19 protein-coding genes are annotated in these 25,530 nt (G+C 38.3%); 8 read left to right on the top strand and 11 right to left on the bottom strand.

All coding sequences use genetic code 11. From position 1 onward, the window contains the following. The first annotated feature begins 36 nt into the window (after positions 1–36). Together APS80_RS09250 and copZ are read left to right on the top strand one after the other, a co-directional pair. A complete protein-coding gene (locus APS80_RS09250; protein ID WP_059107975.1) occupies positions 37–2,418 on the top strand; it encodes a heavy metal translocating P-type ATPase in 2,382 nt (793 codons plus the stop codon). Positions 2,419–2,449: 31 nt separating this feature from the next. After that, a complete protein-coding gene (gene copZ / locus APS80_RS09245) occupies positions 2,450–2,662 on the top strand; it encodes a copper chaperone CopZ (RefSeq protein WP_059108127.1) in 213 nt (70 codons plus the stop codon). A gap of 90 nt (positions 2,663–2,752) precedes the next feature. On the opposite strand, the gene APS80_RS09240 is transcribed toward copZ, so the two are convergent. The 5 genes from APS80_RS09240 to APS80_RS09220 form a co-directional block, all read right to left on the bottom strand. Beyond that, entirely contained in the window at positions 2,753–3,751 is a 999-nt protein-coding gene (locus tag APS80_RS09240; protein ID WP_059107974.1) for a D-lactate dehydrogenase, read from the bottom strand. A gap of 48 nt (positions 3,752–3,799) precedes the next feature. Then, positions 3,800–4,957, bottom strand: a complete 1,158-nt coding sequence (locus APS80_RS09235; protein ID WP_059107973.1) for an aminotransferase class I/II-fold pyridoxal phosphate-dependent enzyme — start codon at positions 4,955–4,957, stop codon at positions 3,800–3,802. 260 nt (positions 4,958–5,217) lie between these two features. Continuing rightward, a complete protein-coding gene (locus APS80_RS09230) occupies positions 5,218–5,982 on the bottom strand; it encodes an aggregation-promoting factor C-terminal-like domain-containing protein (protein WP_059107972.1) in 765 nt (254 codons plus the stop codon). A gap of 504 nt (positions 5,983–6,486) precedes the next feature. After that, on the bottom strand, positions 6,487–7,920 hold the full coding sequence (locus tag APS80_RS09225; protein ID WP_059108126.1) for a phosphate--AMP phosphotransferase: 1,434 nt from the start codon (positions 7,918–7,920) through the stop codon (positions 6,487–6,489). A gap of 233 nt (positions 7,921–8,153) precedes the next feature. Beyond that, positions 8,154–9,197: a PTS sugar transporter subunit IIC gene (locus APS80_RS09220; protein ID WP_059107971.1), complete on the bottom strand. Its 1,044-nt coding sequence runs from the start codon at positions 9,195–9,197 to the stop codon at positions 8,154–8,156. Positions 9,198–9,489: 292 nt separating this feature from the next. Here APS80_RS09220 and APS80_RS09215 point away from each other — a divergent pair, with 292 nt between their 5' ends. Then, on the top strand, positions 9,490–11,082 hold the full coding sequence (locus APS80_RS09215) for a solute:sodium symporter family transporter (protein ID WP_059107970.1): 1,593 nt from the start codon (positions 9,490–9,492) through the stop codon (positions 11,080–11,082). Positions 11,083–11,802: 720 nt separating this feature from the next. Here the strand turns inward: APS80_RS09215 and APS80_RS09200 are convergent. Both APS80_RS09200 and APS80_RS09195 read right to left on the bottom strand, forming a co-directional pair. Further along, entirely contained in the window at positions 11,803–12,498 is a 696-nt protein-coding gene (locus APS80_RS09200; RefSeq protein WP_059107967.1) for a hypothetical protein, read from the bottom strand. Between the two features lie 126 nt (positions 12,499–12,624). Then, a complete protein-coding gene (locus APS80_RS09195) occupies positions 12,625–13,992 on the bottom strand; it encodes an amino acid permease (RefSeq protein WP_059107966.1) in 1,368 nt (455 codons plus the stop codon). Positions 13,993–14,259: 267 nt separating this feature from the next. Between APS80_RS09195 and APS80_RS09190 the strand changes: the two genes are divergently transcribed. Both APS80_RS09190 and APS80_RS09185 read left to right on the top strand, forming a co-directional pair. After that, the gene (locus APS80_RS09190) at positions 14,260–14,961 is read left to right on the top strand and encodes an SDR family NAD(P)-dependent oxidoreductase (RefSeq protein WP_059107965.1); all 702 of its coding nucleotides are present in this window, start codon (positions 14,260–14,262) and stop codon (positions 14,959–14,961) included. A gap of 78 nt (positions 14,962–15,039) precedes the next feature. Further along, on the top strand, positions 15,040–15,888 hold the full coding sequence (locus APS80_RS09185; RefSeq protein WP_059107964.1) for an alpha/beta fold hydrolase: 849 nt from the start codon (positions 15,040–15,042) through the stop codon (positions 15,886–15,888). Between the two features lie 119 nt (positions 15,889–16,007). Here the strand turns inward: APS80_RS09185 and APS80_RS09180 are convergent, their stop codons facing one another. Further along, a complete protein-coding gene (locus APS80_RS09180; RefSeq protein WP_059107963.1) occupies positions 16,008–16,883 on the bottom strand; it encodes a fructosamine kinase family protein in 876 nt (291 codons plus the stop codon). A 369-nt stretch (positions 16,884–17,252) separates the two neighbouring features. On the opposite strand from APS80_RS09180, the gene APS80_RS09175 reads away from it, so the two are divergent. The 3 genes from APS80_RS09175 to APS80_RS09165 all read left to right on the top strand — a co-directional run bounded on the left by APS80_RS09175 (position 17,253) and on the right by APS80_RS09165 (position 20,540). After that, positions 17,253–18,323 carry a quinone-dependent dihydroorotate dehydrogenase gene (locus APS80_RS09175; protein ID WP_059107962.1) on the top strand — a complete coding sequence of 357 codons (1,071 nt, stop codon included), beginning with the start codon at positions 17,253–17,255 and terminating at the stop codon, positions 18,321–18,323. A 66-nt stretch (positions 18,324–18,389) separates the two neighbouring features. Next, positions 18,390–18,812 carry a universal stress protein gene (locus tag APS80_RS09170; protein WP_059107961.1) on the top strand — a complete coding sequence of 141 codons (423 nt, stop codon included), beginning with the start codon at positions 18,390–18,392 and terminating at the stop codon, positions 18,810–18,812. A 318-nt stretch (positions 18,813–19,130) separates the two neighbouring features. Beyond that, on the top strand, positions 19,131–20,540 hold the full coding sequence (locus APS80_RS09165; protein ID WP_059107960.1) for an APC family permease: 1,410 nt from the start codon (positions 19,131–19,133) through the stop codon (positions 20,538–20,540). A 495-nt stretch (positions 20,541–21,035) separates the two neighbouring features. On the opposite strand, the gene APS80_RS09155 is transcribed toward APS80_RS09165, so the two are convergent. The 3 genes from APS80_RS09155 to APS80_RS09145 form a co-directional block, all read right to left on the bottom strand. After that, positions 21,036–22,112, bottom strand: a complete 1,077-nt coding sequence (locus tag APS80_RS09155; protein WP_059107958.1) for a YkvI family membrane protein — start codon at positions 22,110–22,112, stop codon at positions 21,036–21,038. A 264-nt stretch (positions 22,113–22,376) separates the two neighbouring features. Further along, positions 22,377–24,002 carry a hypothetical protein gene (locus APS80_RS09150; RefSeq protein ID WP_059107957.1) on the bottom strand — a complete coding sequence of 542 codons (1,626 nt, stop codon included), beginning with the start codon at positions 24,000–24,002 and terminating at the stop codon, positions 22,377–22,379. 268 nt (positions 24,003–24,270) lie between these two features. Next, on the bottom strand, positions 24,271–25,530 hold a 1,260-nt coding region (locus tag APS80_RS09145), incomplete at its 5' end, for an LPXTG cell wall anchor domain-containing protein (RefSeq protein ID WP_157064351.1).

Below are 25,530 nucleotides of genomic sequence, written 5' to 3'. Positions count from 1 at the left end.
AAAAATAATCTAACCTGTATTAAAGGAGGTGATGACATGTCAGAACAACAAACGACATTAGGGATTACAGGGATGACTTGTGCGGCATGTTCTACACGTATTGAAAAGCGTTTAAATAAAATGCCTACCGTAGAAGCCCAAGTCAATCTAGCAACAGAAAAAGCGACCGTTCACTATGATAAAAGTGAAACCGACCTTACAAACGTCACAGAAACGATTCAAAAGCTTGGTTACGACGTACTCACTGAAACACTCGAACTGAATGTATTTGGGATGACTTGTGCGGCATGTTCTGGACGCATCGAAAAGGTGTTAAATCGTATGCCAAGTATTAAAGAAGCGACAGTTAATCTAGCTACAGAACAAGCCACTGTCACTTATTATAGTTATGCCGTTGATGAAGCACAGATTATCGACCGTATTCGTCAACTCGGCTATGATGCGGAGCCTAAAACTGACACTCAAGATAAAACGTCACATAAAGCACAAGAACTCAAGCACAAACGTACCAAACTCATCATCTCTGCAGTGCTCACCTTGCCTTTGTTACTGACAATGGTCGTTCATCTGTTTGGCATGCATCTACCTGACTTACTCATGAATCCATTGTTCCAATTCGTCTTAGCGTCCATCGTCCAATTTGGTATTGGGGGACAATTTTATGTCGGCGCGTATAAAAGTCTTCGTAGTGGCGCTGCAAATATGGATGTATTGGTCGCATTGGGTACAAGTGCTGCTTATCTTTATAGCGTGTATGAAACAGTACGATGGCTCACTGGCATTGAAGCTTCGCCTAACCTTTATTACGAAACAAGTGCAGTATTAATTACCCTCATTTTATTTGGAAAATATTTAGAAGCTAAAGCGAAATCTAATACCACACAAGCACTTGGTTCATTACTCAATTTACAAGCAAAAGAAGCACGTGTAATACGTAACGACGCTACTGAAATGGTGCCAGTTTCACAAGTTAAGGTAGGCGACCACATATTAATCAAACCAGGTGAAAAAATTCCTGTTGATGGAAAGATTGTTGAGGGACAAACGACGATAGATGAATCGATGTTAACGGGTGAGTCATTACCCGTTGGAAAAGAAAAATCTGATCAAGTCATAGGCGCAACGATCAATCAACACGGTTCCATCACAATACAAGCTACTCAAGTCGGAAAAGATACTACTCTAGCCGGTATTGTCAAAGTCGTTGAAGCTGCGCAAGGGTCTAAGGCTCCCATACAACGTATAGCCGATCATATTTCGAACTATTTCGTTCCTATCGTTGTAGGCTTAGCGTTGTTAACCTTCCTGATCTGGTTGTTACTCGTCGATCCTGGCGCTTTTGAACCCGCACTGGATGCAGGTATTTCTGTTCTTGTCATCGCTTGCCCGTGTGCACTCGGTTTAGCGACACCCACATCAATTATGGTAGGAACGGGTCAAGCAGCAGAACATGGCATCCTGTTCAAAGGCGGCGAGTTCATTGAAACGGCAGGTAAGGTCGATACGGTCGTCTTAGATAAAACAGGGACACTCACCCATGGTAAACCTGAAGTCACTGATTATGATGGCTCTCATGAGCTACTACAACTTATCGCAAGTATTGAATATTATTCTGAACATCCGCTTGCGAACGCCATAGTGAACCATGCTGAAGCTCAAAATATGTCACGTACGAAAGTAGACGATTTCAACGTGTTGCCTGGACTTGGTATCCAAGCAGCTGTAGAAGGTCATGAAGTATTAATCGGAAATCGCCAATTACTCACACAATATGGTGTGAGCTTCAGCCATGCTGAGTCCCATCTACAACAATTAGAAGCTGAGGGTAAAACTGCGATGTTGATTGCTATCGATCATCAGTATCAAGCTACACTCGCTGTCGCAGATACGATTAAATCATCTGCTAAAGCAACGATTGAGACATTGCATCAACAACATCTGAATGTCATCATGTTAACCGGAGATAACGCACGTACAGGTGAAGCGATTGCGCAACAATTAGGCATCGACCGTGTCATTGCGCACGTTTTACCTGATCAAAAAGCCGCAGAAATCCAACAGTTACAACAACAAGGTCATCGTGTAGCGATGATTGGAGATGGGATCAACGATGCACCAGCACTCGTTCAAGCAGACATTGGTATTGCAATCGGTACTGGCGCAGATATCGCTATCGAAGCAGCCGACATCACCATTTTAGGTAACGATTTAACACTACTTACTAAGGCGCTTACCGCAAGTAAGAAAACGATTCGCAATATCCATCAAAATTTAGGCTGGGCACTCGGATATAACGTGGCTGGCATTCCGATCGCCGCATTCGGCTTACTCGCACCTTGGGTAGCCGGAGCTGCAATGGCATTTAGTTCAGTCAGTGTCGTCGCAAATGCGTTGCGCTTAAAACGCATGAAGTTATAATTAAATTAAAGACTCAGGAGGAGGAATTATGATGACAAATCAAGTGATACAAGTAGACGGGATGAGTTGTGAACATTGTAAAAGTGCTGTAGAAAACGCATTAACCGCTTTATCAGGAGTGGATCAAGCAGAAGTCAATCTCGAAGCAGGCAATGTGACTGTAGACTATGATTCTGAAAAAGTAACCACTAATGACATGAAAGATGCGATTGAGGATCAAGGATACGACGTGCCTCAACTTTAAGACTTTAAGTCTCTTATTTATTTCAATTTCATAAATCGCATAAAAGTGCCGGAGCATGATTAAACGCTCCGGCATTTTTTATTGATTGTCTCAGTTTACACGTAATTCTGTATCTCCAGTCTGAATGACATCTAATGTTGCGTCTAACGCATAGACGATGAGATTTTCAACGGCTGCATCTGTATAGAATGCAATATGAGGTGAGACAATCACATCTTCACGATCAATCAATTGTTGTAATAAATCATCTTGAAAATCTGTATTGCGTTGATCACTTGGATAGAGACCTTTTTCCCCCTCATATGTGTCTAACGCTGCACCTAAAAGACGACCATTATCCAAATATTTAAGTAATGCTTTCGTATCTGTGACAGATCCACGTGCACAGTTTACAAACACCGCATCTTGTTTAAAGTGAGAGAATACATTTTCATCGAATAAATAATTTGTCTCAGCACCACCAGGCACATGAACGGTCACAATATCTGCTTCTTCCACCGCTTCAATCAACGTATCTTTGTACGTCACTACCCCATCTAAACGTTCATTTTCAACAATATCATAAGCCACGACTTTAGAACCAAAGCCTTTCGCGAAAATGTCAGCTACGATAGAACCAATGCGCCCAGTGCCCACGACTGCGACTGTTAGATCTTTGATTGAACGTGACAAGATAGACGGTTCCCATCTAAAATCATGTTCTGCCGTTTTACGTTGCACTGCATTAAAATGACGCACAACGTTAATCGCTTGGCCTACTGTATATTCAGCAATGGAATTAGGTGAATAAGAAGGTACATTGGAAATAATCACATCATATTTTGATGCTAAATCTAAATCATACATATCAAATCCGGCACTACGCTGCGCAATTTGTTTAATGCCGTATTGATTTAATTTTTTAAAGACGATTTCATCTAATGGCAATTGTTGAGAAACAGAAACCCCATCAAACCCTTCCACTTGATCAACTGTATGATTTGTCAGTAACGCATTGGTTAACGAAACTTCGACATCATGCGTCTCTGCCCACTGTTTAATAAACGGTTTATCCTCTTCTCGAACGCCAAATAATTTTATTGATACCATGATATCAACCCCTTGATTGAATTTAACTCAATAATTGTTTCTTACCACTTAGTGATAGAGCGAGGAGAGTGATTGAAAACGTTTAGCAGCTGTTTCAAGCGCTTCATCATCTAAGGCTAAAGAGATACGCACATAATTCCGCCCATTCTCACCAAACGGCAGACCTGGCGCGACCAATATCGATTGTTCTCGTAATAGATAGTCGACGAAGGTTTCACCATCCATAGACGGCGGCGTAGGAACCCATAAAAAGATACCACCCGTCATCGGTTCATAAGGAATATCAGCCTCGTCTAACAACGATGTGAAACGATCTCGACGGCGTTTAAATGTACGACCTTGCTCATCTAAAAAGTCATCATAGTGATTGAGTGCATACGTTGCTGCATCCTGTAATGCACCAAACATGCCGGCATGTGTATGAGAATGGTATTTCTTCATCGCTGCGATGATCTCTTTATTACCAACTGCAAACCCTACTCTAAATCCAGACATATTATATCCTTTAGAGAGAGAGAATATCTCGATTGCAACATCCTTTGCTCCAGACGATTGTAAAATGCTCGGATTCTTCGCATCTAATCCAAATGCACTATATGCAAAATCATGTACAATCTTCGTCTGTGTACCTTTAAAACGTTCAATGGCTTCGTCAAACGTCTCTTGTGTTGCGACTGAACCTGTCGGGTTATTCGGATAAGTAAGGTATACGAGTTTGGTATCGTTTAATACGTTTTGATCTACGCGATCCCAATCAGGAAGGTAATGTGGTGGCTTTAACTCAAGAGGTACAGGTTTTGCATCCGCTAACATTACACCTGCTAAATAATCTGTATAACCTGGGTCAGGTAATAACACGGTTTCCCCTGGATTTACGATACATGAAGGCAACGCGACGAGTCCATTTTTCGTCCCATATAGAATGCAGACTTCTTCATCCTTATCGAGCGTGACATGATACTGGCGTTGATAAAAGTCTACAATGGCTTGTTTAAAGCTATCTTTGCCATGGAATGCACCATATTTTTGGTTTTCTGGCTCTCGTATTGCATCAGCCATGGTTTCTACAATGCCGCTCGGTGTTTCTCCGTCTGGAATACCCACTGCCATATTGATGAGCGGTAACGGACCATGTTCCACCTTTCTCCCCATCGTCTTCCCAAAATAACTCTCCGGAATTGCTGCAAGTCTATCTGAAATAACCAACTCAAATCACACCCCTAAACACATTTATCCAGATTTACATATCCTCTCTATTGGCTACGGTCTCTATTTAACTCTATCTCCATGTTAAATGATGCTAACCATCTAGTTGTGTCTTCCTCTAACATATAATTGAATTATATTTATATTATCAGAAAATTCCAACATGTCAAAATATCATTTCATTTAAATAAAAAGAGGTTAAAACCTATCAAAGGCTTTAACCTCTCAAAAACAATATAATTCGCGTTATGGTTACCGGCTTACCACCAACCGTGGTTAGCGCGGAAAGCAATTGCTGCATCAACTGAACCATAACGTTGTTGTACATAGTTTAGCATACCTTTAGTTTGATTTGCTACTGAACCAGTTCCCCAAGATTCCATTGTTTGACCTAAACCTCTGTAACCAGCAGGGTTAACTGCATTTGGATTACCACCTGATTCAGGTAAAACGATTGCGTTCCACATTGCTTCGTTACCACCAGCAGCTAAGAATTGAGATTTAACAGAACCGCCAGTTGAAGCTGGTGCTGAAGTTTGTGCTACTGAGTAACTTCTTGTTGCTGGAGCAGCAGTTTGTGTTGTTGAGTAATTTCTAGATGAAGTATATGAAGATGTAGATTCAGGTTGTGTTGGAGCTGATACTGCTTCTACATTGTAATTGCTAGATTGTTGTTGTCCTTGAACATCAGCTGCAGTGTTTTCATAAGAAACAGTTGAAGCAGCTGTGCTTACATCTGCAACATCATTTGATGCAGAACCTACATAGTACCATTGCCATTCCCAGCTGTGGCCATCAGAAGTAAAGTTATAAGCGTTACCATTGTATACAAAGTGGATATCATAAGCGCCTTCTTGAATTGGTGCTGCATTTAATTCTGAAGGGTGGTTTTGAGCTAAGTCAGCTAAATGTGCATAGTCCACATTTTGTTCAGAAGCTTGTGCTTCGTTGCCGTCAGTTGCTAATGAGTATCCTGTTACGCCTAATGCTACTGCTAATGATGAAGCTAAGATTGATTTTTTCATAATAAAAATTCCTCCATTAAGTTCAGTGATCATATTTATACGTTACTTTATATTCAAATTTGCAAACTACAAAAAACTTTTATATTGACTGATCTATGTTGTTGATCGTGTTCTCTTTTTTCGACAAACATAATATAGCACATTTTTTGTACAGTAATATTACTCTTCCTTTACAATTCTTTACAGTTAAAATTCTATTTTGTAATAAAGATATCGTTTTGTTTCATTCTGTAACATGTTATTCATAGCGCTTTATCACAATAAAATCGAATTTTATAAGATATAACACTGATTTGTCAGTTCTTAAAATGGATTATTTTATACTTTGAAATATTACATGCCATTTTTCTGTAATCGTTTTGTAATAATTGAATTCGTACAAAAAGATTATTCAATAGAGGTTCATTTGACAATGATCATAGTTATTTTACATAAAAAAGGTGAAATAACTACTAACCGTATAGGTAAATCGTTATTTCACTCATTGTTTGGACTGTTATTTAATTAAGATTGATGTGTCACACCCCATAATGCCGCTTCACATTGTTTAATAATATGTTGTAAGGCCATGATGCGGGCTGTCTTTTTATGGTCAGCAGGAATGACGAGCCATGGCGCATTTTCGGTATGTGTTTTTTCAATCATGTCTTCACTTGCTTCTAGGTAAAGCGACCATTTTTCTCGATTACGCCAATCTTCATCTGTAATCTTCCATTGTTTATCTTTATTTTGTTCTCTGTCTTCAAAACGTTTCAGTTGTTCATCTTTATCGAGTGTAAGGAAGAATTTCAAGATGATGGCACCTTCTTCAGTCCACATTTTTTCGAACTGATTGATTTCATCGTAAGCGCGTTGCCACTCTTGTTGGGTAGCAAATCCTTCCACACGTTCCACTAAGACGCGACCGTACCAACTGCGGTCAAAGATTGCGATATGTCCGCTCTTCGGCATGTCATGGGCAAAACGCCATAAGTAATGATGATTTAACTCAACATCGGTCGGTGCACTCACCGCGTGAACTTCATAACCCGTCGGATCTAACTTTTCCCTCACGCGCTTAATGTTACCTCCCTTACCTGCTGCATCCATACCTTCATAGACGAGCACTAACGGAATCTTTCTTTCATATAGCGCAAACTGGATTTCCAACATACGTTGTTGTAATTGTGCGAGTGTCGTTTTGTAGTCCGATTTTTTAACTTTCGTCACTTCTCGGTTAAAATAATCCGTTTCAAAGTCAGATGTGAACTGTCCATCTCTTTGATCCTTACGTGCTTCATGGCGTTGAATTGCGCGTTCTAAACGGTCGATGAGATGTTCATACATTTGTTTCATGGCATCTTCACGTTGTGTATAATCAATCGTTTGCCATTCACCTTTTTGAGCGTGCTTCAATATGTCTTTCATTTCTGCTGAGTATACTTCAGGTGGAATCAACGCTTCATATTCTTGTGCCTTCCACCTCGTGAGTGGATTATCTTTCGTCTGACGAATATGAGCTTGTCGTTTTTCTTCACTAATTTCAATGTAGAATTTAATGATTTCGTAACCATCTTTATCCAACATATGTTCAAAATCATTAATCTGTTGTTTCAGCGTGTCATAACTATTTAACTGTTCACGCTTTAATTCATGTGCTTTGTAATCAATATACTGTGCATACCAACTTCTAAAGTATACATTGATTGCACCTTTCGCTGGGATGGTTGACCAATAGTGCTGTAAAAATGTGTAACGTAAATCCGCTTCAGATGGCGGTTTTGTAGCGATAAATGATGTGTATTTCGCGTCTAATGTCAATAATAACTCATTAGCCAGACGCGTTTTCCCTGAAGCAGGGACGCCTTCAAATACGACCATGATTGGGATGTGAAGCTGATGTGTTTTCCGTGTGAGCGCTGCTACCTTTAATGCAAGTTGTTCTAGTTCTTTAGCCATTACAATCACCTCTGTTACGCTTATTATAGCAAGAAACCGGCCTAACACAATCTCATTTGCATCTTTTTTATAAAATTTATATTCCATACAACTCACCTTTATAATTATACATTTCTGTATGTTATAAACGATAGCTTATTTTCTTCATATATGACATCACTTTTTGATGAAATAAATAAACATACCCGTACACCATCGTGTTGATGTGCGGGTATGTGAGTTTAGCCCATATCTTATGCTAAAAACTTAAAGATTTTATTATCGTATATTTTCAAGACGCGCATTAATAATGTATTCACGAGATAGCCTGTGATAAATGGTACGACAAAGAACGCGACGAAAATCAATAACAATGACATCCAGAATGAGGTATCCATAAAGCGAAACGCATTGATCGGTCCGACGAGCCCTATGATTCCAAATCCTGCAGATTCTTTCGTACCGCTAATCCCTATCAAACTACCGAAAAAGCCAGTGACCGCTGCTGTGATCACTATCGGTAACAAAATAATCGGATAGCGTAACATGTTCGGCATCATCATTTTTACGCCACCTAAGAAGATGGTAATCGGTACGCCGATACGATTCACTGTCACAGTACCTGCAACGAGTACCGCTTCACAGGCCACAATCCCAAGTGACGCGGAACCTGCAGCGAGGCCCGCAATACCAATGGCGAGTGAAATCGCTACGGTTGATAACGGAGAAATAATAATCATGCTATAAACCATCGCTATAAGGATAGACATGAGGACCGGTTGTAATTCTGTAAACGAGTTGATCATATTGCCAATGCCAGTTGTAATTAGGCGCACGTAAGGTAATGTAAATACACCAATCAACCCTGAAACACCACCGATAATCGTTGGTAATACAATAATACTCATACTACCAAAACGATCTCCAGCTAATAAAATTAGCGCTACTGCAATACAGGCAGTCAACACAGTATTGATGATATCGCCGATACCTACAAGTTGCCAGGCGCCATCTTTAAATTGGGCTGCCCCACTCCCAACAAAGGCTGCACTGGTCACGACTGCCACTGCGAGTGGTGCTAAATTAAACTTATACGCGATCAATGCGCCGATCAATAGTGGCACAGTAAATTGAATCCCTTGTGTGACATATAACAAGGTCTGAAAAATTGAAAAGTGTGGGACTAATGCTTTAAATAATTCCCCTAATATCGCATTCGGTATCAAGCCTGCTACAATGGCAATAGCGATTCCCGATAGTACGTTGTTGATAAATTCTCTTGGACTGACTCTCTCCATAATTATTCCTCCTAAAAAAGTACAAAAGATAGTTATTAATATAGCACAAATTCACAATTTTCTGAATATTTAAAGTTATATTTTTATGTTCTATTTTATACTTATTGAGGAAAGAATAAATATGTAATATAGCGTATTTCAATCAAAGCTTATTAAAATATAAAGAACTGATACTATCAATTTACACCGTAACTAAATGATACGGGGTTAGGAATGTGGACACATATCATCCTGACCTCCTTTTTTAGTCATTTGACGAGTCGTATTTTTAGTTAAAGGAGCGCGAAATACATTGATTTGGTTATCAATTTTTCTATTTTTATTTGTCGTCATAGGTGTATCCGTATATGCCTATATCCGTGCAAAACGTGTAAATACAGATAGTGCAAGTGGGTTCTTCATGGGAGGAAGGTCCCTCACAGGTTTCACCATAGCTTCAACAATCATCATGACAAACTTATCTACGGAACAAATCGTAGGACAAAACGGACAAAGTTATGTTGTTGGTATGGAAGTCATGGCGTGGGAAGTCACTGCAGCCATTGCAGTTGTCCTTCTCGCTTGGGTATTCTTACCTAAATATTTACGTTATGGTGTATCAACTGTATCAGAATTTCTAGAAATACGTTATGATACGTTTACTCAACGTATGATATCAATACTATTCATAGTAACTTATGTGATTTCATTCTTACCTGTTGTACTTTACTCAGGTTCACTCGTTTTTAATAAAATGTTCCACATAGGTGAATATTTAAATGTCAGTGACAAAACAGCTGTCATCATCATCGCTGGTGTCATTGGTATCTTTGGTATTATTTACTTGTACATAGGCGGATTATCATTAAGTGCCTACAGTGATACGTTATATGGTATCGCGTTAATTGTGGGAGGACTTGCGATCACCTTACTCGGACTTGGTCATCTCGGTGATGGTCACGTTTTACAAGGGATTGACCACGTCGTCCAAAATACACCTGAGAAGTTAAATGCATTCGGTAAAATAGATTCTGATGTTGTACCATGGCCAACACTATTTTTCGGTATGCTATTCAATAACTTATTCTTCTGGTGTGCGAACCAAATGATTGTGCAAAAAGCACTCGCTGCTAAAAACTTAAAAGAATCACAAAAAGGTGCCATTTATCTAAGTTTATTCAAAGTCTTTGGCCCAATTTTCACAGTTATCCCTGGTATCATCGCATTCAATATGTTTGGTGGCAACCTCAGCAACTCTGATAATGCTTTCCCAACCCTATTGAACGAAGTATTACCTGGATGGGCTTACGGCTTATTTGGAGCAGTCATCTTTGGTGCGATCTTAAGTTCATTTGTAGGTTCATTAAACAGTACAACAACACTCTTTACGATGGACTTATACAAACCATTATTTGCGAAAAATAGAAGTGATAAACACATCGCAATTGTAGGGCATATTGCTACTGTAGTAATTGGTGTGATTGTTGTTTGTCTTGCACCTGTCATTTCACTTTTCCCAAGTGGTCTTTACGCAGTCGTACAAGAATTTAATGGCTTGTACAGTATTCCACTCATCGTATTGATACTTGTTGGTTTCTTTGCAAAACGCACATCAAGTTTAGGTGCAAAAGTAACATTAGTCGCACATATCGTGCTATACATCTTACTTAACATCTTCTTACCAGATGTTCATTACCTATACTTCTTCAGTGTGTTATTCTTTGTCGACTTAGCGATCATCTTACTTTTCAACCATTTCAAACCTTCCAATACGTTCGATATCCACTCCAACTACGCTAAAGTGGATATGACACCTTGGAAATATCGCTATGTCACAGGTATTATTGTGTTAATCTTAGTCGTTATTTGCTATATCATCTTCTCACCGATCGGTATCGCAAAATAACAATATATATGCACGCTTGTTCAGTGACCTCGGGGGTTATTGAGCAGGCGTGCTTTTTATATGGAATCAATTATTAAATATAAATTTTTTGTTAATTTTAATAGGAATTACATATTTATAAATTATTTAATGTTAAGCTATAGTTAAACAATCAAATTCAAAATGGAGGCGCTTATGAATTTTTTAGTTACGCAGACAACATTTTCTTTTTCCACGATGATTGTCACCGTGCTGAATATATTATTGTTCGTTCTCGCAATCTATCTCATTTATCGTGCCATTAAACACTTTAATACAGTCGAACGTATCGATAAACATCTAGCTCAACTCATTAAAATACAGCAACGTGAAAACAACGGCACCAGGGACAAGAAAGGATGCAACAAGAGACAAGTACAACGAAGACCAATCGGCGCAAAAATGAATCGTAATATGCATGGCTGTCATAGCTTCATTTTCAGCATAAAAAGAGAGACCTTATTTCAGGTCTCCCTTTTTATTTGATTGATTATCTTTTAAAACAAACATGTTGAGAAATAATAACAGCAGCGGTGGAAAGATAAAAAATAATGAAAATAACCCAATCACAAACGGTAATGTGAGACAAGCTAACACGATACCAAATGTAGATAGTAAAATGTAGTTATTATTTTTTGAGCGAATCAACCACAATGCCTCCTCTTTCTATAGCGGATACAACGTTTTAGTCACGTTGCATTGTTACTGTTCATTGTCTCCTTGTTGTTTAGAAAAGAATTCATCGATTTTATTTTTAATTTCGCCGAGTTTGCTATTCACATCTTCTAAGATTTGGTCCATCTTAGAATCATCATTATTTTCTTTAGCTTCATCGGCTTGATTGAGCTTATTCACTGCATCTTGATATTCTTCAGCAATATTTTGTGCATAATCAGAGTTAACTTGGTTTTTCAAATGATCGACTTCGCCTTGTACTTGACTGATCAGTTGTTCACTATTGTCCTGATTATCTTTGATACTCGCTTTAGCTTCATCAATTTTCTCTTGAATTACGCCTTCTTTTTCTTTAATCAAATCATCTGACATCGCTTGTTGCTGATTATTTTGTTGTTGCGTATCATTTTTCTGTTGTTGATTTGCCGCTTCATTCGTATTTGAAGGCTCATCGTTCATACACGACTTCAGCCCAAAAATCAGTGCGATAACAAATAATATTAAAGCTAAAATGCCAAGGAAGTTTTTCCAATTTCTATTTCTTCTATTCTCCTCTTCTAACATGCGCATGTGTTCTCTTTCATGTGCACGTATTTCATCGTATCTCATGTAGTCATTGTCATGTCGATACGCTTCATCATATTCATATGCATCGTCACGATGTCGTTCACTTCTACGTAAAGGCAGACGATGCGGTCGTGACCTTTTATCATGTTCTGTCATTTCATCTCTCCTCTTTCTCAGTGACATTTTTCTAGATCATACCATTTTATTAACATTCGCCATAGCACCACTGCGTATTTAGAATACATTTTCCAAAGCACTCAGTAATAAGAACTATCTTAGCCGTTAAGACTGCGCTTCTTTTTGTAAATGTTTGTTATATGAACGATACATGAGTAATAAGCTAACTAACCATACAGGTGCGAAAATGACGCCGATACGTGTTGAAGGACTATATAACAACACGAGGAAAATAAAGACAAAGAACGCAATGATCGCAACTGAGACCGCACGGCCACCTGGTAGTTTAAATTGACTTTGTTCGTGTAAATCTTTGTGATGTTTTGTATAACGATAGTACGCGATAACTATGAGTGTCCATAAGCAAATGTTTAATACCGTAGAAACGGTTGAAATATAGACGAATACACGTGTCGCATCCGGAATAATGTAATTTAATAATACCGCAAATAATAATAGTCCAGAAGACGCGAGTAATGCGTTAAGTGGCACACCACGGCGGTTCGTTAATTTGAATAATGGTGGCGCTTGTTGACGGTCTGCAAGCCCATATAGCGTACGACTATTTGAGAAGATACCACTATTACAAGCTGATGCTGCCGCTGTTAAGACAACAAAGTTGATAATGCCCGCAGCAAACGGGATACCTACTAATGCAAATAATCTTACGAACGGACTTTCATCTGGATCTAATTGATGCCAAGGAATTATTGAAATCATCACCGCAATGGCACCTACATAAAACACAAGAATTCTAAATGGTAAATTGTTGATCGCTTGTGGAATCGTTTTTCTTGGATTTTTTGTTTCCCCAGCGGTAATCCCTATCAGTTCAATCCCTATGAATGAGAAGATCGCCATTTGGAATGACATCAAGAATCCTGAAATACCATTTGGGAATAAACCACCGTGACTATAAATATGTTTGACAGAGGCTGTACCATACGGTGTTTTAAACGCCATCGCAATAAGCACAATACCGACAACGATAAGTGCAACAATTGTCGCGATTTTGATGATTGCAAACCAGAATTCTAACTCACCAAATATTTTCGTACTCAATAAATTAAGTGACATGAGCAATAACACACAGGCAAGTGAAGACAGCCAGTTTGGTATATTCGGGAACCAGAATGACACGTACTTCGCTACCGCTGTGACTTCCGCCATCCCTGAGATAATCCATGTGAGCCAGTATGTCCAACCTGTGAAGAATCCAGCAAATGGTCCCACATATTCATTAGTAATATCGGCAAAGGAGTTAAACTTTAAATTTGATAGCAACATTTCTCCCATTGCACGCATAAATAAAAACATGACTAAACCGACAATAATATATGTAAGTAATATAGACGGACCAGCAAGATGAATGGTTTGTCCAGCACCTAAAAAGAGTCCAGTCCCGATTGCACCACCGAGGGCAATCAATTGGACATGTCTATTACTTAACTCACGTTTTAAATCATTAACCATAAAACGTCCCCTTTAAATCTAACTTCTTTAACTTATTATTAAGTATACCCATTCCTTCATATATGTAATAATATACTATTATCCTGCTAAATATTCTATATTTTTCGAAAAATAATTGTGAAAATTTTGATATTAATACAGGGTTATCCAATATCTTATATATGTGCTATCAATATGGTACGCATCTCCTTAAGCATATTCATCGATAAAATGGGTAAATATAATCAAATCTTTAGTTTGAGTTTTACATTTTAAGGAGGAAGACAAATGAGAGTCGCACTCATCACTGGGGGCAACAAAGGATTAGGTTATGAAACCGCTCGCCAGCTCAAAGAACAAGGATATAAAGTTTATATCGGTTCACGAGATACAGCACGTGGGGCACAGGCTGCTGAAGCGCTTGATGTCACTTCTATTCAACTCGACGTCACCGATGAAGACTCCATTAAACAAGCAGCAGAGGCCATACAGGCAGAAGAAGGTCGTTTAGATATTTTAATTAATAATGCAGGAATTTCTGGAAGTATGAAACCACCTGAAGCGATTACTGCTGAGGTTATGCAGCAAGTGTATGACACGAATGTATTCGGTATCGTGAGAATGATGCATCATTTTGTCCCATTATTAGAACAATCCTCACAACCTGTTGTCGTGAACGTCAGTAGCGGACTTGGCTCATTTGGCATGGTAACAAACCCTGATACGGAAGAATATCAAGTTAATTCACTCGCCTACTGTTCTTCTAAATCAGCTGTGACAATGTTGACCGTTCAATACGCGAAACGTTTAACACACATGCAAATCAATGCGGCTGATCCAGGTTCAACTAATACAGATTTAGTAGGTGATTTCAGCAACCAAGCTAAACCAGCAACTGAAGGCGTGGTGCCGATTGTTAAGCTTGCCACTATTGATAAAGAAGGGCCAACTGGTACATTTATCAACGCTGATGGTCCAATGCCTTGGTAATAATAATAACGCAGTTTAGAGACACTTTTGGTGCATACATTGATATGTATAAACAAGAACATAAGGAGGTCCTTGTGAATGGAAAGTATTGAATTACAAGGTGCTAATGTCAAATATCATAAAATAGATGAAGGTCCGATTTTAATCTGCATTCCTGGCGCGAATGGTACGGGCGATATTTTCATGCCACTCGCTCAACAACTTGCTGATCAGTTTACTATCATAGCAGTAGATCGTCGTGGCTATGGCGAAAGTGAATTAACTACGCCGTTACCTGATTCTGTATCCGACCCACATGATGCTTACCGAGTTAAACGTGATGCAAAAGATATCGCTGAAATTGCACAAGCTGAAAGTGATCAACCGGTTTACGTTTTAGGTTCTAGTTCTGGTGCTATCGTTGCGATGCATGTACTTAAAGACTATCCAGAAGTGGTTAAACGCATTGTCTTTCACGAACCGCCTATCAATACATTTTTACCTGATCAAGCTTACTGGGCTGATAAAAATAATGAAATCGTTGATATTGCACTCAATGACAGCATGCCAGCAGCAATGGAAGTCTTCGGTAAGACCTTAAATATTGCTGAAATTGATAAAGAAGCCATGTCCAATCCATCAAATATGGGCGAAGGTGTCGAAGCTGAAAAACGTTTAAATGAAATGCTCAATTGGTTTAAATACGAAATCAGACAATATACAACGTCTGATATTACAATTGATGACTTCAATCCTTATTTAGAGCGTATCACTTTACTCAACGGTACGGATTCACGTGGTTCATTCCCACAAAGTGTAAATGCGTATATTTCAGACCAAACAGGGTTAACAATTACTGACATTCCAGGCGGTCATTTAGGTTACGTTCAAAAACCTGAAGGCTTCGCACATGTATTAGCAGATGTACTGAATAAGGCTGACAATTAATTTCTTCACTATATGAATATAAAAAAAGTGGGATGACGAAATCAATGTGAATGATTTGATTTCGCTCCCACTTTTTTTGTCTAAAATGTAGTTTTTGAGTGACAATGTCCACGAAAACATCACAATGATGATTCATTCGCTTGTGTTAAAATGCGGTCCATCGCACGATCGACTTGACGTGCATAGATACTACCAAATTTTAATAAATGGAACATAAGTAAGTATAATCGATAGAACTCTAATCTTAATGAAGCTCCATTAGCTAATGGATATTGGCGGTCATATTCATCATAAAAGTCTTGGTTGAACGCGCCAAATCCAAGGGTGACACCTATATCAAATTCACGATCACCATAAAATGGCGCTGGATCAAACAATGCAGGACTCCCATCAGTTAAGAACATATGATTGCCGCCCCACATATCTCCATGGACTAATGATGGTTTACTTTCATGTTCAGCTAAAGCTTTTACCATGACTTCACGTACCGCATCGTATTGTCGTGCGTCTTCAGTTGTCCATAATCCCTGCTCAACAATCCTATCACGTAAGACATCCATGCGTTGATTAATAAAGAGTTGTGACCAGGAGTCAGTCCAATCATTATCAAAGTTTATATCTTTCCCACTATGTGGATAGTCAAAACCGAACTGTCCATCAGGTTGTTTCATTTGATGTAAACGTGCCATTAATTTAGCTAAATCACGTTGGTCTCCGCGTCCACCTTCTTCAAGATAAGTGATTAATAAGTACGCATCGCCATCAATCTGACCATTAGCAATGACCCGTGGCGCCAGAATATCTGCTTCTTCAAATGCGTTTAATCCTGCTTGTTCTGCTGCATAAAAATCTGCCTCTTGATTGCGTTGTACAAGTAGAAAATATGGCTCATCATCGGTGATCACTTTGAACGCTTCATTGACATCGCCCCCACTGGCCGGGCGAATGTCTTTGATGTGATCGACCGGGAGTTCTTCTTTCCATTGATCTTTCATTCTTATCACTCCTATGAACGATGTTGCTTATATTATTGCCGATTTCGCTCACCCTTAATCAATATATTTCCAAGGAAATTTGTGTCACTTATTTAAATTTGCAGGGATACATCTATGAAAGCATTTCTGAAAATGATAATCTATTAGTGATAATATGAAATAAATAATGAATCATACGAGATTCAATATGCATAAGCAATTGCTATCAAACTCACGTGATTTCTCACGTTTCATTTTCCTAAAATGAACAAGAAGTCCCGTGCAAAAGGACGATGTAGATCAGTGATATACCGCTTCATTGTCGTAGCTTCATACTGCTACACCGTCTACGTTAACCTAATAAACTATTTATAAATGGAGCGACAAACGATGTATAAATTAATTAAACCTTTGTTATTTCAAATGGATCCAGAAGAAGCACACGGTAAAACCATCGATGCTTTGAAAATCTGCCAAAAATATCCTTTATCACTCTCTATGGTGTGCCGGATATTCACTTATGAAAACCCTGTGTTGAGTCAACGTATCCACGGCATCACGTTTAACAATCCAGTGGGCCTTGCTGCTGGATTCGACAAATCATGTGAAGTACCTAAAGCGCTTGAAATGGCTGGCTTTGGTTCACTTGAATTAGGAGGCATCACACCGCTACCACAACCTGGGAACGTTAAACCGCGTATGTATCGACTACCAGAAGATGATGCGATTATTAACCGCATGGGCTTTAACAATATAGGTATGAATAAAGCACTCAGCAATTTACGCAAATTTAGCTATAATTTACCCGTCGGCATTAATGTCGGTGTGAACAAAATCACTTCCTATGACGAACGCTACACAGACTATATTAAAGTCATCGATACATTTAAACACGATGCAGCATTCTTTACCATTAACATCAGTTCACCGAATACCGCTAATTTGCAGAACTTCCACAATAAAGATGAATTTGCGTCATTAAGCCAAGCGATTGAAGACTACAAATCACAACACAACTTGAATACACCTATTTTCATAAAATTAACGTCTGATATTGAGCTTGAAGACTTTAAACAAATTTTAGAGCCGATTACACAGACGTTTGACGGCCTTATTTTAGCGAACACAACGCAAAAACGTGAAAATTTAAATTCTCCAAATCGCGAACAAAGTGGCGGCTTAAGTGGTCGCCCGTTATTCGAACGTAATCTAGAACTTGTGAAATGGGCTTACCAACAAACAAAAGGCAAAATGTTAATCATAGCCACTGGTGGTATCTTCACGACAGACGATGTCATCGCAATGATGCGTAACGGTGCCTCACTCGTGCAAATTTATAGTGCGTTGATTTATCAAGGCCCTGGTTTAACAAAATCACTTAATAAAGGGTTAGCTCAATACCTAAAAGAAAATGGCTACGAACATATCTCTGACATCATCGGCTTAGACGCGATTCAATAATTAATAAGTTAAATTATCATTACTCGCAATATTTTAGGATATAATAAGAGTGAAGAGGTGATTAATATGTATAATAATATTTTACTTGCATATGATTTTGATAATTCATTTCATAACGTGCCAAAAGAACTTGCCAATTTAACTGCGAATAACACGCAAGCGACTGTCACAATACTCAATGTCATTCCTGAAATCGATTTACAAAAATCTGTGCGTTATGATAACAAACACTACGAAGAACTCGTTGAAGAAAAAGCTGACCAACTTCGCCCCTTTGTTAAAGAGCTTGAAGATATTGGTTTAGAAGTGAACATCCGCTTCACTGCTGGTTCTATCAAGCAAGGTATCTTAAAAGAAATTGAAGATAATGGTTATGATATTATCGTCATGAGTAATAAACGTCCTAAACCAGGATTGAAAGATGTGTTAGGCAATGTCACACATAAAATCGCAAACGCCGCACCAATCCCAGTATTGATCATCAAATAACGCAGCTTTACATGAAATTTATAGAAAGTGACGTCTGCACAAAATAACGAAAAAATGAAGGCTTTTGTCCCTCGAAAAATGAAAAATAAGAAGCGAGATTGACATGATATCCTACGTCGATCTCGCTTTTTTGTATGCGTGCTTTTTCTTTAATTCAATTCTAGCACGCTTTGTACACATTATATTCAAAAAGTTACAAAATTTTATATTAATTTTTAGAATTATCTAACTATTACACCTCGTTATGTGGTATGATAATTTTTATCTAATGATACAACATATTATAAAAGTTGTATCCAAAATTTGGAGTGATGATTAATGAGTAACTTTTTCCAAAAGATCTTACGAAGGGAAGATCCCCGTGTTTATCAAGATAAAGATTCACATTTAATGCGTACATTGCGCGTACGTGATGTGATGGCACTCGGTATAGGGACATTTGTTTCAACATCTATCTTTACATTACCTGGTATCGTTGCCGCGACACATACAGGGCCTGCCGTCGCACTGTCGTTCTTATTCGCTGCGATCGTCGCAGGGCTCGTGTCATTTGCCTATGCTGAAATGGCGTCTGCTATGCCATTTGCGGGTTCAGCTTATTCCTGGATCAACGTTGTCTTCGGTGAGCTTTTCGGGTGGGTAGCCGGTTGGGCTCTCCTCGCTGAATACTTTATCGCAACCGCCTTTGTAGCGTCAGGATTCTCTGCTAACCTACGTGGGTTAATTTCACCTTTAGGCATCAAACTGCCGGACGCATTATCCAATACATTCGGCAATCAAGGTGGCATCATCGATATCGTTGCTGCTATCGTTATCTTACTTACAGCTCTATTATTATCCTTTGGCTTATCAGAAGCAGCACGTATTGAAAATATCTTAGTTGTCTTGAAAGTGTTAGCAATCGGTTTATTTATTGTCGTAGGGCTTACAGTGATTAAACTCGACAACTACGTTCCATTTATTCCTGAATATAAAATGACAGACGCAGGTGCATTTGGTGGTTGGCAAGGTATTTATGCTGGGGTCTCTATGATTTTCTTGGCTTATATCGGTTTTGACTCTATTGCAGCGAATTCAGCAGAAGCAATTAATCCTCAACGCACGATGCCACGTGGTATCCTCGGTTCACTGCTCGTAGCGGTCGCCCTTGTACTCGTTGGTATGTTCCACTACTCTGAATATGCGAATAACGCAGAGCCAGTAGGATGGGCTTTACGTGAAAGCGGATTTGATGTCGTAGCAGTGATTGTACAAGCCATTTCAGTGATCGGTATGTTTACAGCGTTAATCGGTATGATGCTCGCAGGTTCACGTTTACTTTATTCATTCGGCCGTGATGGTTTGTTACCTTCTTGGTTAGGAAAATTAAACGACAAACACTTACCAAACCGTGCATTAGTGACGATTACAACAATCGCAGTGATTATTGGGTCAATGTTCCCATTTGAATTCTTAGCACAATTAATTTCAGCAGGTACGTTAATCGCCTTTATGTTCGTATCGATTGGTGTGTTAGCATTACGTCGTCGTGAAGGTAAAGACATTCCAGTACCAGCATTTAAAATGCCACTCTTCCCAGTGTTACCAATCCTTGGATTTATCAGTGTAATCTTTGTATTCTGGGGATTAAGTACAGAAGCTAAAATCTATACTGCTTTTTGGTTCTTATTCGGTTTAATCATTTACTTTGTATATGGATTACACCATTCTAAGAAACATTTGCGATAATGAATAAAAAGAGACCAAACATGAGTTGTTTTAACTCGCGTTTGGTCTCTTTAATATGTCTTTATTGTTTAGTGACTGAACGATTGAGGTATCTCTTTAATGATTTCTGTTGTTCTTGGCATTTTCCTTTAAAAAATTTGCTACTAGGAGCGCTGCAATAATTATTAAAATGATACTAATCAACGCGATGATATAGCCATTTGGACTGGCAGAACTTATGTAAAGTATTAAACCAATCAATATTAAAACAAGCATCGTAGTCAATGTAATTGAAACATTCGACTTCATTAAATCCTCCCCTTTTTTAAAACAACTTAACCTTAAATAATTTTAATTTTTAAGTTTAGCATTTTATTCTTACACTTATATGTATATCACAGATTGTTAAATTATAAAAATATCTTATAAAATGCTATATTTTTAAATTTCTGTATCACACAAATAAAAAGCATGCTAAGCGATTATTTTCACTTAACATGCTTTTATAAATTTTTCTTAGGCGCGGGTACTTTTACTTAATTTCAGCTTAATCGGTGCATACACAAGTAAGATCATGAGGAGTAAGCCCATGTATCCAATAATTGGATAAAGCGTAGACATTAAGTCTGTAAATCCAACAAAACTGATGATAAAGCCTACAAAGATAACCGCTGCATAAACGAGTTTGAATGAAGTTGTTCCGGCTGTCGTAAATCGTGTCGCAAACGCGTAAAACATACCCAAACATGTATTGAAGATCATGAGATAAACAACGATTGCCATGATGAAACCGAGAATCGGAGACAATTCATTGACAATACCTAACATAGGTAGTGGTAAATCGCCGACAACTGAAATTTTAGAAAATATAGCTAAATGGCTGAGCATAATCATTAAACCTAACACAAAGCCACCCACTAATCCGCCGATTGCTGCGACTTTGCCATCTTTTTCATTACCGCCCATCACAAAGGTCATTGATGCACCGAGGCCTACATTAAGAGAAACATAGTTCACGCTTGCTAAGAACCAGTTAGACAATGCAGATTGATGTCCACGTGCGATGTGGTCCATATCAGAAAATGAACCTTTCATCGTAAAGACACAATATACGGCCACTAGAAGGATGAAGATGATAAGTAACGGCGTAATATTACCGATGACTTTAACCACACCATCAATTTTCAACATTCCCGCTAGCAACACGAGCACTGCCATTAACAATGTACCGACAAATGGTGGAATCCCAAATTGTTGTTCTAAACTTGAGCCACCGCCAGCTAACATTACGACACCAAATCCAAAGACTGTGATGATGAGAATCACGTCCACAATCCAAGCGATTCCTTTACCGAAAGGATTGTCTCCCGTAATTTGATGGATGACGTCATTATGCCCCGTCGCTTTAAATTGATAACCTAACCACATCATCATCATACCGACATACGCGAATAATACTGTGGCTACAAATGCTGCAATAATACCTAATGTGCCAAAACTCGTAAAATACTGTAAAATTTCTTGTCCAGACGCGAAACCTGCCCCGACAATGAGCCCGATAAACGCACTCGCAATTAATAAAATTCGTTTCATGAAATTGCCAATCCTTTCATCTCTTATGACTAAAATGCCCATATAAAAATTTATTCGATCCGCAACTAAAACATTTAGCAATGATCAAATACTTGCACTTAATTTATACTAAAAGTATTCTGTAACTCAATAGGAAATTGTACATTTTAAGTGCATTTTATTAAAGTAAGCGCTTACAAAAAGTATTATACGATATTTTTTAATTATAAGAAAGCAAGGGAGCAAAATTTTATTATTTGTTCCCTTGCACAATTGGTTTTTATTTTATTTTGATTCGCCTTTAAATGCGTTTTGATATTGTACATAACCTGAAAGATAGTGTTCAATATCATCGATACGTACACGATAACCATGGTGTTTAATAAAGAACGCACCTAAGATACGTTTCGGATTTTTGAAGTACATCGCAATTTCCGGATAGAAATAACCCGTACGTTGATAGTCCGCACGTAAATGCAATGTTTCCATGAAATAGTCTTCATTTATGAGAGATTCCACTAAGTCTTCGTGTCCCGTTTCTTTTGCTTTTTGAATTAATTTGTATGTCGCCATTAACATTTCTAAGAATGTTGGAAATGTGGTTTCACGGTTATGAATATAATCTAAGTATCCTGAAACATTTTGAATACCAAATTTGAAATAACGTTCATCATCTTCATATTTTACTAATTCATTTGTACAATAACCGAGCCAGTGGTCGTGATATTTCCAATAATCTTCAGCAATGAATTTTTCGAATAATTGTTTAACTGTTTTTAGCCATAATGGATCTTTATCTACTTGGTATAAACGGAGTAATGCGAGCGCAGCTTCCCCATCATAATAGACAATTCTAAATGTTTCTTTCACAGATAAATCAGGATAATTTAAAACGTGTGTGGTTTTACCTGATTCTGCATCAATCATGTTTAAAATTCCTTTTGCCACATGTTGTGCAGCTTTTAGATATTTCGATTCATCAGGATGATGTTTTAAATATTCCACGACCGCAAAAATAAATGATGCGTTTTGTCCAAGTTTTATTTCATTCACGTCATTTGTGTCATCAAAGACATAACCTGCACCATCTTTTTCATAAATATGTTGATCAATCACATAATCAATTGCTGGCGCTACTGCAGAAGTATCCTCTCCTAAGTACGCTAAGCCTTCTATTAACGCATAAGCAGATGAGCTATGTCTCAACATATTATAGTTACTAATTTTTTTATCAAAATGTGGGAAATAGCCGTAGATAAATCGTCCATTTTCTTGAATTTCATTTTTTAAATGATGCACACTTGTCGTAATGAGTTTATCAATTTCGCTATGTAAATCCTCAACTTTACGCAGTGTTTTTCTATAACCACGTTCGCCTAACGTATGCACACCCTCTTCATCGCTAATATAGGACTGAGTGTAAAATTTGGTAACGTTTTTGCCTTCATAAGTGTCATGTTTATACGCTACTTTATGAGACGTATATTTTCTTAGATAATTATTAATATTAGCTTCAGAGAGCATCATTCCGCCATTTTGCTTATCTGGTCGAACAAAAGCATTCGCATTAATTTCTTCAGGTAAAAAAGTTAAATTCCAATTATCATCAAATGCAAGACCAAAATCGATATAATTGCGTCTTGTTTCTATCAATTGGCGTTTTATATCGTGAAATGGCACAGAATCAGTTTCAGTCACAATGTCCAGTTTTATCCATTTAGGATAGGACCCCGTTTTCTTTCTAAAATTTTGACATTGTTTAATCACATTTCTTTCTAAGTTACGTAAAGTTTTCAATAACTTCACAGTCGCTTTGATATTTTCCTTACCTAAACTTAGAAAAACGTAAGTCGCATCCTCTAATTCTGTCGCTGTTTCTATTAATTGCTTGATATTCGATTCTATAGTCATTGTTTACCTCCAAAATTTGAAAAAGCTTAAATATCAATATTCTCATTGTGTTTACTAACTATTATATCAAACATTTATACAAATTGTATTTTACACTGTTAATTTTGTGAATATCATTTTTAAAAGAAGCTTGAACATCAACTTTATCGTTAAAAATATTTAATTGTAAATGAAGAAAATAAGAGTTGTACTACGTTTACTGAGGAGGATAATTTTTATTATAAAAAACTAGACAGCAGAAAAATCTGCTGCCTAGAAATTAAATGTATTATGATTCATCCTCTTTTTTACGTTTGTATGCTAGGAGAAGTGCACCTAAACCTGCAAGTAAGCCACCGTATAAAGCGCCATTGTGTGATTGACTCTCACCTGTTTCTGGTAACTGTGTCATTGTTTGCATTGATGAATGACTGTGTGCTTTTGATTTCATTTGTTTAGAATCATTTGAAATCATCTCTGGCTCCATTGCAGTAGTTGTATGACGATCCATGTTTGAATGCATTGTATGATCACCATCTGTAGCTTTAACTGGTTGTTGGTTACCCGTCATGCCACCATCTTTATCGTGATTTGTATTCATATTTGGCGAGTTCACCTTATTCATATTTCCATCATTACCAGATGTCATATTTTCTTTAGGCATATCTTTCATGTCTTTAGGTTCTTCTGGATTAGGTTTATGCTCAGAACCTGATGAATCACCTTTATTTGGTTCGTTATCTGGGACTGGCGTCATGCCATTATCTGGTGTTTCACCTTTATCTGTCTCTTTGCCTGGGTCTGGAGTCATACCATTATCAGGAGTCTCACCTTTATCTGGCTCTTTTCCTGGGTCTGGGGTCATGCCATTATCCGGTGTTTCACCTTTGTCTGGTTCGCTACCTGGATCTGGTGTCTCTCCATTGTTCGGTGTCTCGCCTTTGTCAGGCTCATTGTCTGGATCTGTATTCGTGCCATTGTCTGGCGTTTCACCTTTGTCTGGTTCTTTGCCTGGATTAGGTGTCATTCCATTATCAGGCGTTTCACCTTTATCCGGATCTTTGTTTGGATCTGGTGTCTCTCCATTGTTCGGTGTTTCACCTTTGTCTGGTTCGCTACCCGGATTTGGCGTCATACCACTATCTGGTGTTTCACCTTTATCCGGATCTTTGCCTGGGCCTGGCGTCATACCATTATCAGGAGTCTCACCTTTATCTGGCTCTTTGCCTGGGTCTGGCGTCATACCATTATCCGATGTTTCACCTTTGTCCGGATCTTTGCCTGGACCTGGTGTCATGCCGTTATCTGGTGTTTCACCTTTGTCTGGTTCTTTGCGTGGATCTGGAGTAGTGCCATTATCTGGTGTTTCGCCTTTGTCTGGTCCTTTACCTGGGTCTGGCGTCATGCCATCATCTGGTGTTCCACCTTTGTCCGGTTCGTTGCCTGGATCTGGCGTCATGCCATCATCTGGTGTTCCACCTTTGTCCGGTTCGTTGCCTGGATCTGGTGTCATGCCGTTATCTGGTGTTTCATCTTTATCTGGCTCTTT

This window comes from Staphylococcus auricularis (genome assembly GCF_001500315.1).
GTDB classification, from domain to species: domain Bacteria; phylum Bacillota; class Bacilli; order Staphylococcales; family Staphylococcaceae; genus Staphylococcus; species Staphylococcus auricularis.
The sequence above is the reverse complement of the archived record's forward strand: the minus strand, read 5'-3'. Positions and strand labels throughout refer to the sequence as shown.

Excerpts from the sequence above, each read along its gene's own strand:
- APS80_RS09250 (WP_059107975.1), top strand. The coding sequence starts at position 37 with ATGTCAGAACAACAAACGACATTAGGGATTACAGGGATGACTTGTGCG.
- copZ (WP_059108127.1), top strand. The coding sequence starts at position 2,450 with ATGACAAATCAAGTGATACAAGTAGACGGGATGAGTTGTGAACATTGT.
- APS80_RS09240 (WP_059107974.1), bottom strand. The coding sequence starts at position 3,751 with ATGGTATCAATAAAATTATTTGGCGTTCGAGAAGAGGATAAACCGTTT.
- APS80_RS09230 (WP_059107972.1), bottom strand. The coding sequence starts at position 5,982 with ATGAAAAAATCAATCTTAGCTTCATCATTAGCAGTAGCATTAGGCGTA.
- APS80_RS09225 (WP_059108126.1), bottom strand. The coding sequence starts at position 7,920 with ATGGCTAAAGAACTAGAACAACTTGCATTAAAGGTAGCAGCGCTCACA.
- APS80_RS09220 (WP_059107971.1), bottom strand. The coding sequence starts at position 9,197 with ATGGAGAGAGTCAGTCCAAGAGAATTTATCAACAACGTACTATCGGGA.
- APS80_RS09200 (WP_059107967.1), bottom strand. The coding sequence starts at position 12,498 with ATGACAGAACATGATAAAAGGTCACGACCGCATCGTCTGCCTTTACGT.
- APS80_RS09195 (WP_059107966.1), bottom strand. The coding sequence starts at position 13,992 with ATGGTTAATGATTTAAAACGTGAGTTAAGTAATAGACATGTCCAATTG.
- APS80_RS09190 (WP_059107965.1), top strand. The coding sequence starts at position 14,260 with ATGAGAGTCGCACTCATCACTGGGGGCAACAAAGGATTAGGTTATGAA.
- APS80_RS09185 (WP_059107964.1), top strand. The coding sequence starts at position 15,040 with ATGGAAAGTATTGAATTACAAGGTGCTAATGTCAAATATCATAAAATA.
- APS80_RS09180 (WP_059107963.1), bottom strand. The coding sequence starts at position 16,883 with ATGAAAGATCAATGGAAAGAAGAACTCCCGGTCGATCACATCAAAGAC.
- APS80_RS09175 (WP_059107962.1), top strand. The coding sequence starts at position 17,253 with ATGTATAAATTAATTAAACCTTTGTTATTTCAAATGGATCCAGAAGAA.
- APS80_RS09170 (WP_059107961.1), top strand. The coding sequence starts at position 18,390 with ATGTATAATAATATTTTACTTGCATATGATTTTGATAATTCATTTCAT.
- APS80_RS09165 (WP_059107960.1), top strand. The coding sequence starts at position 19,131 with ATGAGTAACTTTTTCCAAAAGATCTTACGAAGGGAAGATCCCCGTGTT.
- APS80_RS09155 (WP_059107958.1), bottom strand. The coding sequence starts at position 22,112 with ATGAAACGAATTTTATTAATTGCGAGTGCGTTTATCGGGCTCATTGTC.
- APS80_RS09150 (WP_059107957.1), bottom strand. The coding sequence starts at position 24,002 with ATGACTATAGAATCGAATATCAAGCAATTAATAGAAACAGCGACAGAA.